General features: G+C 77.3%; 5 protein-coding genes. All 5 read left to right on the top strand.

The window, feature by feature from the left end:
- Positions 1-194: 194 nt before the first annotated feature.
- Positions 195-1055 carry a DUF4132 domain-containing protein gene (locus ACFYWM_RS08260; protein WP_389910532.1) on the top strand — a complete coding sequence of 287 codons (861 nt, stop codon included), beginning with the start codon at positions 195-197 and terminating at the stop codon, positions 1053-1055.
- Complete coding sequence (locus ACFYWM_RS08255; RefSeq protein WP_389910529.1) at positions 1052-6202, top strand: DNA-binding protein; 5151 nt, start codon at positions 1052-1054, stop codon at positions 6200-6202. Before ACFYWM_RS08260 ends, ACFYWM_RS08255 begins: the two co-directional genes overlap by 4 nt.
- Before the next feature lie 256 nt (positions 6203-6458).
- Complete coding sequence (locus tag ACFYWM_RS08250; RefSeq protein ID WP_389910526.1) at positions 6459-7670, top strand: AAA family ATPase; 1212 nt, start codon at positions 6459-6461, stop codon at positions 7668-7670.
- The gene (locus ACFYWM_RS08245) at positions 7667-11710 is read left to right on the top strand and encodes a DUF5682 family protein (protein ID WP_389910523.1); all 4044 of its coding nucleotides are present in this window, start codon (positions 7667-7669) and stop codon (positions 11708-11710) included. Before ACFYWM_RS08250 ends, ACFYWM_RS08245 begins: the two co-directional genes overlap by 4 nt.
- Positions 11707-13776, top strand: coding sequence for a hypothetical protein (locus ACFYWM_RS08240; protein ID WP_389910520.1), 2070 nt, complete (start codon positions 11707-11709; stop codon positions 13774-13776). The genes ACFYWM_RS08245 and ACFYWM_RS08240 overlap by 4 nt, the downstream gene beginning before the upstream one ends.
- The last annotated feature ends 8 nt before the right edge of the window (positions 13777-13784 follow it).

The raw sequence follows: 13784 nt of genomic DNA, 5'->3' as shown, positions 1-13784 counted from the left end.
CCGGATGGCGTAGGCACGCCGCCCGCGCGCCGGAATTCGGCCCTCTCGCGGCGATTCTGGTGCCGTGTCGGGGGGCCCGCGCCGCCGAGTACAGGTTTGTCGGTCCGGGGCGTTAGCGTTCCGCGCATCACGGTCGCGGGTGACGAAATCCCCGCGTGCTTCGGCGATCCTTCCATGGTGAAAGGCGGGACCCTTTGGGCTGGCTGGCGGCGGGAGACGGATACGAGGTCGCCCTCGTGGAGGGCCGGGTGGCCGCGAGGGCCACCACGGGCCGGGCGGCGGGACGGCAGCTGAAATCGCTGCCCAAGCAGGTGCGCGAGCACCCCGAGGTCGAGCGGCTGCGCCGCCTGGCCGAGTGGCTCGACCGCCACGAGGCCACCTGCGTGGCACGGGTGGACGCCTGGATGGTGTCGTCCCTGCCGGTTCCCACCGGGCTGGTGGCCCGGGTGTGGCCGGACGAGGCGTGGCGGTCGGTGCTGCGCGACCTCGTGGTGGTCGGCGACGACGAGGCGGGCTTCCTGCGGGACGTCACCGGCTCCGGCGAGCTGCGTACGGTGAACCTGGACGGCGAGACGGTCCGGATGTCCCCGGAGACCGTGACCCTGCCCCACCCGGTGCTGCTCCCCGACCTGGAGGAGCTGCGGGAGTTCGCCGCGGAGCTGGGGGTGACCCAGCGCGTCGAGCAGATCCACCGGGCGACCTGGGAAAAACCCGCCGAGCACGCGGAGAAGGCCACCGAGGTGACGGAGTTCGCCGGAGGGAAGTTCGTCTCCCGGTTCGGTCTCGCCGCCCGCGCCACCTCGCTCGGCTACCGCGTGTCGGGCGGCTACGCCACCTGCGCGGTGCGCGACGCCGGGCGGAGCGCCGAGGCGTCGGTCTGGATCGGGGAGCCCTACTGGGACGGTGACACCGAGACCGGCAACCTGACCTGGCACGACCACGACGGCAGGCGGCTCCCCCTGCGGGAGGTCGGCCCGGTGGCCTGGTCCGAGGGAATGCGCATGGCCGCGGCGCTGTACGCCGGCCGCGACGTCGAGGAAGGAACGAACACGTGAGCGGCGCCACGTCGTCAGCGGGCACCCCCGCGCTCCGGCCCGTGCCCGAGGGCCACGACCTGCCCGAGACGGGCGACGGAGCCGGGACGCACGAACCGTCCGGGCAGGGCGGCGGGACCACGGCACCCGGGACGCGGGAGACCACGAGCGCAGACGAGGCGCGGGAGGCCGCGGGTAACGCCGAGGCGGGAGTTGCCGAGGTGAGTGTTGCCAAGGCGGGCGTTGCCGAGGCGGGCGCCGACGAGGTGCGGGAAGCCGCGAGCACCGCCGAGGCGCGGGAGTTGCTGGAGGCCGGGGCGGTCCTTCCCCCGGGCACGGACGGCGGCGAGCGGGCGGTGCCGCTGACCGCGCGTGCCTACCGGCACCCCGGCCTGGACGACCGGGTGGTGGTGCGCCTGGTCGCCGAGGAGCTGGGCGCGGCGGAGGACGCCGCGGCGGCCTTCCTCGGGCTGGAACCGGACGGCGAACCGGCCGTCGTCGGGGTGGGCCTGCGCCGCTCGCTCGGATTCCCCGAGTGGGTGCTCGTGCACCACCCCGAGGACGGCCACCACGCGCTCGCCCTGGTGCCGGAGCTGGACCGCGCGGGCCGGCAGGCGAAGTCCAAGCCGAAGGCCGCCCTCGACGCCTACCAGCGGCTCGCCACCCAGCTGGCCGGGGCCGTCCCGCACTTCCTGCCGACGTTCCTCGAACAGGCGGGCCGGGTGTTCCTCTCGGTGGAGAACGCCACCTACGCGGCGCAGATGTTCGTCCAGGCGCGCAAGGCCGAGACCGAGCACGGCCTGCCCGTCGACGAGGACCGGCTCGACGCGGTGTTCCTGGAGTTCGCCCTGGCCGGAGCCCTGCCGGTGAAGGCGCTGTCCGTGTACGCCAAGGAGCTGGCGGGCCGGGTGCCGGCGGACGAGGCCCTGCGCAGGATCCACCGGCTGTGCGTGCGCCGTACGGCGGGCGGGCTGTCGCCGTCCGCGCAGATGGCCGTCGAGCTGCGCCGCCTGGCCAGGGCCGCCGGGCGCGACGCGGACGCCGAGGAACAGTCGTACCTGGTGGACCTGCTCGCCCTGCCCGCCACCTCCGGGGCGCCGCTGGGCTGGTGGAAGGCGCACCGCCAGGCCCTGGTGGCCCGCGGCGGGCTGGAGCCCGCCTTCCGCGGGACGCTGCTGAACACGATGCCCGCCAACGGCGACGACGACATGCCCGCCCTCTGGCTGGAGGTGCTGGAGGAGTCGGGCGCCACCGCGGGCCTGGGAGAGGCCGGGGTGCCCGAGCACGAGCGTCCCGCCGACGGCACGGCGGGCTGGCTGGAGCGCTTCCTGGCCATCTGGAACCCCGGCTGGCGGGGAGACGCGAGGTTGCCCGGCCTGTACGCGCTGGTCGAGCGCGTGGCGGCACGGCTGCGCGCCGAGCTCGCCGCGTCGGGCGGGACCGTGTCGTTCAAGCCCGACCCCGACCTGGTCGACCTCCTGCTGTCGCTGGACGTGCCGGTCGCCGATCCGGGCGACGACGCGCGCCTGCTGCTGGAACCCTGGGCGCGGGCCAAGGAGGGGCGCGACCTGGTCGCGCTGGCCGCCGACCCCCGGTTCCGGCCCGCGTTCCACCGCGCCGCCGACGCGTTCGGCGACGACACCGACGGGCACCGGGCCGCGCGCCGCCTGGCCGCCTCGCCCGGCGGCCGGACGATGCTGGCGGAGTGGGTGGCCACGGTCGCCCGGCGCTCGGCCGCAACCGGCCTGCCGCAGCTGCCCGAGGCCCTTCGCAGGCTGACCTGGCTGCCCGGCGAGGCGCTGGTCCTCGCCAGGGAGGAGGTCGCCGAGGCGGTGCGGGCCGACCTCGCCGCCGAGCTCGCCAGGACGCTGCGCGGCGGGCTCCTCGACGAGCTGGGCTGGCCCGCCTGGGAGGAGGCGGTCGCCGGCCTCGTCGACCAGCGGAAGCTGGACGACGTCGAGACCGCCGACGCCTGGCCGAACCTGATCGTCTCCGGCCCCTCCCAGGCCAGGGTCATCGGCCCGGAGGGGACCGTGCTCGTCCACGACCTGCGCCCCGCGCCGGACGGCGTCTGGGGCGACCCCGACTTCCAGTACGTCGACGGCGAGCTGCTCGTCTACTGGGGCACCCATGGTGACGGGCTGCGCGGATACTGGCACTCCTCCGCCGGGAGGGTCCTCTCGATGGAGGGGGAGATCAGCTGGTGGAGGCAGGACGCGGGCACGGTCACCCTGCCGCTGCCCGGCGGCGGGCGGGCCACCGGCGAGGGGGTGCTGCACCCGGGTGACACCGCGGTGCCCGCCAGGCGCGCCCTGATCGGTGACGGGACCTCGTTCTGGATCTGGGACGGCGAGGCCAAGGGCTGGCGCGAGCACGACCCGGCCACCATGACGAACGGCAGGCTGAGCATGCCCGGGTTCCTCGCCGACGCGCTGCGCTCGGCACCGCCGGGCAGCACCTTCCTCGAGGGCTGGGTGCTGCCCGCCTTCTCCGGCGAGGCCGGCCCGGCCGGCGTCCCGGTGGACGGCCTGCTCGGCTGGCGGATGGTCGAGCTGCCCGACGGATCGCTGCGCGGCGAGGACCTCGCCGGGCGCGCCGTCACCCTGCGCGGCGGCCCGGACGGGCACGGCCGGCCGGTGCGCGCGGTGACCTTCCCCGCCGACGAGCGGCCGCGTGCAGTCGTGATGGGCTACCGCGAGGTCAAGCTCGTCGACCCGGAGGGCGTCGTCGTCGCGACGGCCTCGCTGCGGGACAGGCCGGGGACCTTCGCCGAGGGCACCGCCCTGCTGCCGCCGGTTCGCTACTGGCACCACATGCGGCCCCGTGACCCGGAGGGCTCGTCGGTCCTGCGCCGGATCGACGGGGAGACGGCGGCGGCCCTGCTGAAGGCCGCCGCGTCCGTCGAGTCCGTTGAGTCCGCCGCCTCCGGGAAGCCCCCGCGCTCGGCGCGGGAGGAGCTGCGCGACCTGGTCCGCTCCCTGCTGCCCGGGGTCACCCACGACGAGCTGATCGCCGGGATCGCCGGGGTGGTGGCGTTCGCCGCCGCCCAGCGGGCCACCCTGGACGCGGCGGCGGCCAGGCTCGCCGCCGCCCTCGCGGGCGAGGGGGAGGAGTCCGAGCCGGAGGGTCCCGGTGACCGGTTGCTCGTCGAGGCACTCAACGGCCTCGGTGCCGTGATGCCCTATTGGGGGTGGCGGGAGACGTCCCACGGCGCCTTCCAGCAGCTCCGGACGATCGGCCACGAGAGGCGGACGCCCTCGGCCGGGGCCTTCCGCGTTCATCTGGAGGGGCCGCGGCTCGCGGACTCGTTCCTGGAGTGGGAGCCGCTGCTCGACCGGTCGGCCGCGCTGGCCTACCGGACGGCGACGGCGTCCGACCCGGTCCAGGCGGGCGCGCTGCGCGAGCTGCTCTCCGAGTTCGAGGCGCTCGGGCTGGCCTCCTCGGCGGAACCGTCCTCGTGGCGCCGTCTCGTCCTGCACCTCGACGGCGTCTGGGTGGACAACGCCCGCGACAGCCGCCCCGGTGGCCGGCACAACGTGCTCCCGCTGGAGGACGGCGCCCTCATCGCGTTCCTGACCTCCGAGTCCGACGGCGGCGGCTACCGCTTCACCGCGCTCTTCCACGACCCGGCGGGCCGTTTCGCCGTGCCCCGGCCCTACACCGTGCGCTCCTCGGGCCCGGTCGGCGAGGCGAGGCGGGCGGGCTGGCTCGGGGAGTTCCTCACCGAGCTCGCCGGACGCGGCCCCGCGCCCTGGCGGCCGGAGAGCGCGGAGGAGTTCGCGCGGCTCACCGGGGTGACCGGGACGACGGCCCGGCTGATCGTCGCGGGATTCCCGTACGTGGACACCTACGAGCGCGGATTCCTGCCCGCGGAGCTGCGGGCCGCCCTCGGGGTGAAGGCGACCGACGCCGCCGTGGCCAAGGACGAGCTGCGGCAGCTCGGCGCCGACGTCCGGCGGGAGGTCGTCGGCGCGCTGCTGCCCGAGCGCCCGGCCGAGCTGTGGACCGAGGGCCCGGACGTCGTCGCCGCCGCGCGCGTGTGGAACGCCAGGGTGGGGCGGCGGGCCGCCGTCCCCGAGTGGCTCGTCGGGGAGGCGACCCGCGCGGTGCGCGCCGGGTGGGAGCCGAGCCGGGCGCTGCCCGCCCTGCTCGACCCGGCCTCCGCGCCGGAGCTCAGCACGGACCTGCGCTGGCAGGTGAAGGGCGACCGCGTCCGCCCGGCCGAGGGCGACGACACCGGGTTCACCCAGTCCACGCTGGTCTCCACGATCGCGCTGACCGCGTGGCTGGCCCACCGGCTGCCCTCCGGCGATCCCGTACGGGCCGCGCTGCCCGCGGTGCTGGCCGCGGTCAGGAACCGGCTGGCCAACCCCGACCTGCTGCTCGACCTGGGCGACTACGTCGACCTTCCCGAGTTCCGCAAGGTCGCCGGGGCTCCCACCGAGGTCGCCGAGGGCTGGGAGCGCCACGGTGCCGTGATCATGGCCACCTATGACGACCGGCCCGCGCCGGGCCTGCGGGTCGCCCTGCTCGACGCGTCGGGCGGCGACCCCTACCTGCCGGCCCTGCGTGCCCTGACCGGCCACCCCGAGCGGCCCTTCTCCGCCGAGCTGGCGCTGCGCACCGCCCGCGACCCACGTTTCGAGGCGCTCCTGGCCGATCCAGGGGACCCGGCGGCGGGGGAGCGGGCGGCCGACGGCACCTGGTGGCCGCAGGACCCGTCCCGTTCCGTGCCCGAGCTGCTGTCCCAGGTCGCGGGGGAACACCACCTGGGGCGGGACGCCGCGGCGCTCTACCTGGCGCTGCTCTCGATGCCGGACCCCACCGACAAGAACGTCACCCGGTGGACCGGCTGGAAGCCCGCCCGGTTCAAGGCGGCCCGCGCCGAGCTGGCCGCCACCGACCTGGTGGTCGAGGCGACCCGCACCCGCGCGGGCCGCTCCCTCTTCCTGCCCGGGGCCTGGACCGAGCTCAGGGCTCCGAACGTCCCGCTCGAACGCTGGAAGCTCCCCCTGTTCGACCTGGTCGCCGGGGAGGGCGCGGTGCTCGGGGTGATCGTTCCCGCCGAGCCCGCCGCCGCCCTCCACACCAGGGCGTGGCAGCGGGTACGCGACGGCGACGTCCCCCGCTTCGAGGAGCTTCGCGTGCGGCGCGGCAGACGCCGCTGACGAGGGCGCCCTCTCCCCGGGAGCGCGCTCGCCGTGGGGGCTCCCCACCAGGCCCGGTCCGGCCGGGGCGCGGGCTCGTCACGCGTCCCGGCCGGACCGGGCAGTCCCCGGGCAGTCCCCGGCCGGACCGCAGTCCCCGGGCAGTCCCCGGACCGGATCCCGGCCGGGCCGGGCGGTTTTCAGAACCGGGTCCCGTCGGTTTCCGTAGCGGACACCGACCGGACCCGGCAGTTTCCAGAGCAGAAGGACCCACCCGATGACCATGACCGAACAGGCGGCCCCCGCGGCCCTTCCCGACCGGCGTACGCTGCCGGCCGAGGAGCAGCACGCCACCGAACTCGCCTTCCTCGCCGCCCACGACGACGGCCCCCGCCCGCCCGGCTGGGCGCTGACCCCGCGCGCGGTCGTCACCTTCGTCTGCGGCAGCGGGGGCGAGACCCTCGAACTACCCGGATCCCGGCGGGCGAAGGGCGGTGGAGGCGCCGGTGGAGGCACCGGTGGCGGCGACGCGCCGCCCGCCCGGCTCGCCATCGCCCCCAAGTTCGTCGGCGAGCGCTCACTGGTGGAACGCTGCGTGGTCACCCTCGCCGGCGAGCGCGGCCTGCTGCTGGTCGGCGAGCCGGGCACCGCCAAGTCGATGCTCTCCGAACTCCTCGCCGCCGCCGTCTGCGGCACGAGCGCCCTCACCGTGCAGGGCACCGCGGGCACCACCGAGGACGCCTTCCGGTACGGCTGGAACTACGCCCTGCTCCTCGCCCAGGGGCCGAGCCGCCAGGCGCTGGTCGACTCCCCGGTGCTGGCCGCCATGCGGGCCGGGCGGGTCGTCCGGATCGAGGAGATCACCCGCTGCCTGCCCGAGGTGCAGGACGCCCTGGTGTCGATCCTGTCCGACCGGCGCCTCAGCGTGCCCGAACTCGCGGGCACGCCCGACGCCCTGACGGCGGCCACCCCCGGTTTCACCGTGATCGCCACGGCCAACCTGCGCGACCGGGGCGTCTCGGAGATGTCGGCGGCGCTCAAGCGCCGGTTCAACTTCGAGACCGTCGCCCCCATCGCCGATCCCGCCGCCGAGGCCGCCCTGGTGCGCGGCCAGGCCACCGCCGTGGTGGGGCGGGCCGGTGCCGCCTTCGGCGTCGACGACGCCGTGCTCGACGCGCTGGTCACCGTCTTTCGCGACCTGCGCTCCGGTCGTTCGGCCGAGGGCTGGGACGTGGAGCGCCCGGGAACCGTGATGTCGACGGCCGAGGCGGTGCAGGTGGCGGCCTCCCTCGGGGTGGCGGCGGCCTACCTGCCAGGCGGGGACGTCCTCGACCTCATCCCCGGTCACCTGCTCGGCGTGGTCCGCAAGGACGACCCGGCCGACCACGCGCGGCTGCTCGGCTACTGGGACGGCCCGGTGCGACGCCGCGCCGAGGACGGCTCCGCGATGTGGCGCCGCCTCTGGGACCTGCGGGAGAACCTGCGGTGACGAGCGACCGACAGGCGAACGACCCCGGCATCGGGGACGCGGACGCGAACGACGACGGCACCAGGGTGACGGCCCGAGGAGGTCCAGGCCGCCCGGCGCCCTCCTCGTCCGGCTCGGACGCCCCTGGCGACGGAGCCCGGGGGGCGGCCGGGCACGACTCCGGCGCACCCGGTGACGACGTTCGGGACGGTGGCGTCCGGGCGGCGGCCGATCGTGGTCCCGGCCGTCCTGGCCGTCCCGGAGGGGACGTCGGTGCCGATCCCCGGGACGCGGTGGACGCGCTCGCCGCCACGGGTGGCGGGCGGCCCTACCTGCTCGGCGTGCGCCACCACAGTCCCGCGCTGGCGGCGGTCGTCCCGGCCCTGCTCGACGCCGCCGGGGCCGAGGTGGTCTGCGTCGAGCTGCCCGCCGACTTCCAGCCGTGGCTGCCCCACCTCGCGGATCCGGCCACCCTCGCCCCGGTCGCCCTCGCCGGTACGGGCGGCGACGGGCGGCTCGGCTTCTACCCCTTCGCCGACTTCTCGCCCGAGCTGGCCGCCGTCCGCTGGGCGCGCGAACGCGGGGCCGAGGTTCTCTGCTGCGACCTCCCGCTCTCCGACCCCGCCTGGTCGAAGGACGATCCGGCCGGGTCCGGCACGGAGACGCCGCCGTCCAGGGCCTTCGCCGACGGCCTCGCCGCCTCCGCCACCGGCAGGGAGGGGGACGACATGTGGGACCGCGCCGTCGAGGTCCTCGCCCCCGGCTGCCCGCCCGAGGCGGTACGCCGCGCGGCGCTGGGCGTGGGCTGGGCGCTGCGGCAGGACGCGGAGGCCTCCGGGGGAGTGCCGCCCGGCGACCTGGCCCGCGAGGCGTACATGCGCGAGGCGCTCGCCGGGGCGGCCACCGGCGGCCGGCGGGTCGCCGCGGTGATCGGCGCCTTCCACGCTCCCGCCCTGCTCACCCCGGATCCGGTCACCCGCGATCCCGCCATCCCGGCCTCGGACGCGTCCGGCGCGGGCGCCGCCCGCGCCACCCCGGTCCCGGACGCGTCCAGGGCGGTCCCGCCGGAGCCCGGGACCCCGGTCCACGACACCCCCGGCCGGACCGCTCAGGGGCACCTCTCCCCGGACAAGGGCACCGCGGCACGCGGCCCCGCCGCCGGGCCGGGCGCCGGAGGTCCCCCGCCCGCCACGTCGCTCGTCCCGTACGCCTTCGACCTGCTCGACTCCAGGTCCGGCTACCCGGCGGGCATCCGTGACCCGCGCTGGCAGCAGGCGGTCCTCACCGCGGGCGGCGATCCCGGGAGGATCAGGGACGCCGCCGCCCGTACGATCACCGAGATCTGCCGTGAGCTGCGCGCCGCCGGGCACACCGCGGGCACCGGCGAGGCCGTGGAGACGCTGCGGCTCGCCTGTGACCTGGCCCGGCTGCGCGGGCTGCCCGCGCCGGGGCGCGGCGAGCTGCTGGAGGCGGTGACGACCGTGCTCGGCCAGGGCGAACCCCTGGGGCGCGGCCGGGCGCTCGCCCGCGCCCTCGAAACGGTCCTCGTCGGCACCGGGCGCGGCAGGACCGCGCCGGACACCCCCCGCTCCGGGCTGGGCCCGGCGGTCGAGGCCGAGCTGGCGGAGCTGCGGCTGCCCCACCCCGGCGACCCCGGGTCCCGGGAGGTCCGCCTCGACCCGCTCCGCTCGGACCTGGACCGCCGCCGCGAGATCCTGCTGCAGCGCCTGCTGGTGTGCGGCACCGGCTACGGCCGGCCGGCCGAGGTGACGGGTACCGGGGACGGGACCGCCCTCACCACCCGGTGGCAGCTCTCGTGGACGCCCTCGGCCGCCGCCCTGCTGGACCTGGCGGGGGTACGGGGCGTCACCGCGGCCCTGGCCGCCGAGGGGACGCTGCGCGAGACCTTCCGCAGGGAGTCCGCCGAGGGCGGTCCCACCTGCGAGCTGGTCCTCGCGGGGCTGCGCGCCGCGGCCGCCTGCGACCTGCCGGACCTGGTCGCCGACCGCCTGGAGGACGCCGCCTCCGTGCTTCCCGCCACCGCGGGGCTGCCCGACCTGCTCCAGGCCCTCGACCTGCTGGAGGCGCTGCGCCACGAGCACCTTCCCGGCACCACGCCGCGGAGCCGGGACCGGGCGGCGGAGCTGGCGGGCACCCTGCTGGAGGCCGCGGTGCGGTCGCTGCCCGGCCTGACCGGCAGCGACCGGCCCGAGGACGCCGCCGCCCTCATCGCGCTCGTCACCCGCTCCGCCGAGCACCGGCTCGGCCTGGGGCTCGACGACGCGCTGGACACCCTCGCGCGCACCGGTTCCCCGCTCGTCCAGGGGACCGCGCTCGCGGCCCGGGTCCTGCTCGACCTGGACGCTCCGGACGAGCTCGGAGCCCGGGTCGCGGGATGGATCGACACCGCGACCGGCCCGGCGGGACGCCACCGGCTGTCCCGCCTGCTCACCGGCCTGCTGGTCGCCGCCGGCCCGCTCCTGCAGTCGGCCGCCGGGGCCCTCGACCCGCTGCTCGACCGCGTTGACGGCCTCACCGACCAGGATTTCCTCGACCGGCTGCCCGCGTTGCGCGGCGGCTTCGACACGCTCGCCCCGGCGGCGCGCGATCGGCTGCTGCGGGCCGTGACCGACCGCCTCGGTGACCGGCTCGACCTGGCGCTGAGCGCACCGCCCGAGCTCCTGGCGCTCTGGGCCGCCGCGGACGCCGCCGGGCGGGCCGCCCTGACCGGCCTGCGGCTTCCGGTGCCCGGCCTCTCCCTCCCGCCGGACGGGCCGGGGGCGCCCGAGCGGCCCGCGACACCCGTCCAGGACCGGCCGTCCACGGCCGCAGGGGAGCCGGATCCCTCCGCCGTGCCTTCCGGGGAGACGAGGGGGGACGAGCCGGAGCCTCCGGCCGCCGTACCGGGAGAGGACGTACCGGACAGGGAGGCCGTTTCGCGGCGGCTCGCCCCGGCGGACCGGTGGCGACTGCTTCTCGGGAGGGAGACCGGGCGGCTGCCCGCCGGAGCCAGGCGCTACGCGCACGCCCTGGACGAGCTGTACGGGGCCGGCCGGGGAGAGGGGGCGGGCGACTTCGGGCACGGGCCGGGCGACGGCGGAGGGCAGGGTGCCTCCTTCCCCTCCGCCCGCGAGTGGGCCGAGGAGCTCGACGCCCTGTTCGGGGCGGAGGTGCGGGAGGAGGTGCTGGCCGGTGCGGCCGGTGCCGGGCGGACCGACGTGCTGTCCGAGCTCGACCCCGACTCGGTACGCCCGTCGATCGACCTGCTCACCTCCGTGCTGTCCCTGGCGGGAGGGCTGCCCGAGCAGCGGCTCTCCCGGCTGAGGCCGCTGGTCCGCCGGCTGGTCGCCGAGCTGGCCAAGGAGCTCGCCACCCGGCTGCGTCCCGCGCTGACCGGCCTGGCGACACCGCGTCCGACCCGGCGTCCCGGAGGACGGCTCAACCTGCCCGCCACCCTCAGGGCCAACCTGGCGCACACGCGCCGGACAGACGACGGCAGGCTCCTCGTCGTGCCGGAACGGCCGGTCTTCACCACCCGGGTACGCAACGAGGCCGACTGGCGGCTGGTCTTCGTGGTCGACGTGTCGGGCTCGATGGAGGCCTCGGTGGTCTGGTCCGCGCTCACCGCGGCCGTACTGGGAGGCGTCCCCACGCTCTCCACCCACTTCCTGGCCTTCTCCACCAGCGTGATCGACCTGACGGACCGGGTCGCCGACCCGCTGTCCCTGCTGCTCGACGTGCGGGTCGGCGGCGGTACGCACATCGCCGCCGGGCTCGCCCACGCGCGCTCCCTGGTCACCGTGCCGAGCCGCACGCTCGTCGTGGTGGTCAGCGACTTCGAGGAGGGCTACCCGCTCGGCGGGCTTCTCGGCGAGGTCCGCTCCCTCGTCTCCTCCGGCGTGCACCTGCTGGGCTGCGCGGCCCTGGACGACAGCGGGGCCCCGCGCTACTCGGTGCCCGTCGCCCAGCAGCTCGTCGCGGCGGGCATGCCCGTCGCCGCACTCAGCCCGCTCGCCCTCGCCCGCTGGGTGGGCGACCGTCTCCGAGGAGAAACCCGTTGAACCCCCCAGCCTCCGACGTCCCCGCGGGGCAGCTGCCGCCGGTGGAACCGCACGTGGTCGCCTCCGCGGTGGAGGAGCTCACACCCCGGCTGCGCAAGAAGCTCGACGCGGCGATCGAGCGGTGCGCCGGGCTCCCGGCCGTCGCCGACGGCCGGAGCGTCTCCGTCAGCTGGGGGGAGGACGCGGTGGTCACCCTCACCCCGGGTGCGCGGGGCACGATCGCCGACCCCGGCGACGTCCGGTGCAGCTGCCTGCTCGCGCCCCGCTGCCTGCACCGCGCGGCCGTCCTCGGCGCCTGCCCGGTCGTGGACCCGGCCGTGCCGATGACGTCGGACGTGCCGGTGACCTCGGACGTGCCCGAGGCCGAGGATCCGGGCGCGGGGACGAGCCTCGCCGCCGCTCCCCACCCAACCCCCGCCCCCGCCCCCGCCCCCGCCCCCGCCCCCGCTCCCGCCTCCGGTCCCGGTGCCGGGCAGAGGGCCGCCGCGGAGGGGTTGTGGAGCGCCGCCGCCGGGGTGCTCGCGGGCGGGGTGCCCGGTGCCGGGGCGGTGCCCCAGGCCGAACTGCTCCGTGCGGCCCACACCGCCCGGGTGGCGGGCCTGCACCGGGCCGAGGCCGCCGCCCTGCGCGTCGTCCGCGAGCTGCGGGCCGCTCGCGCGCGCCATGACGGCCACCGCCTCGCCGACCTGGTCTCCGCGCTCCGCGAGCTCCTGCTGACCGCGGGCAGGCTCGCGGCGGCCGACCCCGACCCGGCCCTGATCGGGACCGCGCGCCGCGTCTACCGGCGGGGCGAGGGGCTGAGGGTGTACGGGGTCTGCAGGGAACCGGTGATCAGCGCCACCGGCTACGGCGGGGTGGTCACCCACCTCGTCGCCGAGGACGGCCGCCGGTTCTCCGTCGCCGACGTCAGGCCCGGCGGGTCGGCGAGGGCCCGGGGCGCCGCCACCGCCACCGTCGCCCTCGGCGCGGCGGCCCTCGACCACGCCCAGCTGGCACGCGGAGGACTGCTGATCTCCGGCGCGACGATCTCCCCGGACGGGCGCCTCGGCGCGGGCCGCGGCGTGCGGGCCAACCCCGTCGCGGGACTGTCGTGGGGGGAGGGGCCGCTGGCGGCCCTGTTCACCCGGCCGCTCGCCACGGTGGCCGACGCGGTGTTCTCCGGGACCTCGTGGGGCGATCCGCAGGACGCCGGGGAAGCGGAACAGCCGGTCGGATGCGACCTGGAGATCGTCGGCGCCGAGGGGGACAGGGTGCTCGCCCGGGAGCTGCCGGCCCTCGCGGAACGGGGAACGGAACGGGAGCGGGAGGGGGCCGGATCGGCCCGGCCTCCCACGGCCCCCGATGGTTTCGGCGCCGCTCCTCCGCCCGGACGGGTTCCCTCCGGGCCCGGACGGCTTCCTTCCGGACCGGCGGACGGGACACGGGGACCACTGATCCGGCTCGTACCGGCCGATTCCCATCCCGAGCTGGCCCACGTCGCCAACCTGCGGCAGCTCGCGTCCAGGCCGGGGTTGCGGGTGCGGGTGATCGGCCGGTTGGACCCCGGACGGGCCGCCACCCTGCGCCCGCTCGCGGCCGGGCCGGTTCCGGGCGCCGGGCCCACGCTGCGCCTGCCCGCCGAGTGGCTGGGCCGCGCCGACCTCGGGTACGACCGCCTGCAGGGGTCCCACCTCCCGCCCCGTGACGCCTGCCCGCCCCGGCGAGGGGAAGCCGAGGTCGCGGACCCGGTGGCGAGCTCGCCCCTGTGGCGGGCGGGACGCCTCGTCGAGCTGGCCGTCTCCGGCGGGCGGCGGGCGGTCGCCGAGTCCGCCCGCGACGGTGACTCCCTCGCCCAGCGGGTCCCGCTCCGCCGCGCGGGCTTCGAGACCTCCGCGGACCTCGTCGCCGCGCTCGCCGAGGAGGCCGACCGCCGCACCCGCGACGTGTTCGGCCGCCTGGTCGACTCCGGTGACGACCGGTACGCCCGGGCGTGGCTCGCCGCAGCGGTCCACCTCGCGGCCGCCGAACGGTCCCTGGTCCAGGCGTCCTGGCACGACGGCCGGACCCGCCGCGACCCCGGCGAGTGAGGAGGACC

The organism is Streptosporangium sp. NPDC002721 (assembly GCF_042888905.1).
Classification (GTDB): Bacteria; Actinomycetota; Actinomycetes; order Streptosporangiales; family Streptosporangiaceae; genus Streptosporangium.
This window is presented reverse-complemented; position numbering and strand designations above follow the sequence as displayed.